This window comes from uncultured Microscilla sp., assembly GCF_947493425.1.
Classification (GTDB): Bacteria; Bacteroidota; Bacteroidia; order Cytophagales; family Microscillaceae; genus Microscilla.
The window spans coordinates 1-279 of sequence record NZ_CANLRP010000614.1 but is presented as its reverse complement, the minus strand read 5'-3'; the positions used below and the strand labels follow the sequence as shown (position 1 = coordinate 279).

The window sequence follows — 279 nt, the reverse complement described above, 5'->3', positions numbered from 1 at the left end:
ATGTATATAGAAGACAATGGCCTGTATCCGACCAGCAATACCGATATTTTCGACCATTCGTTCAAACGACGGATTACCGGGGCAATTTCGGGAGTAGGCATACCCGCTATCCAACAATGGGCTACCTCGGTAGGGGGCAAAGTGTACCCAGTAGACAAAGTAGGTTCAGGCTTGAAGCTTTGTTTTTTGTTGCCAGGCACGACAAGCCCCCATTTACGTGAGCAACCTTTAGGGGAGGCAAGGTTGCCTTTGGAGCAAGGAACATCTGTGATTTGTTAG

The 279-nt window shown here is 48.4% G+C and carries 1 pseudogene; it reads left to right on the top strand.

The annotated features are described in order from the left end of the window. A pseudogene (locus Q0954_RS34750) lies at nucleotides 1–279 on the top strand (sensor histidine kinase); the annotation flags it as partial.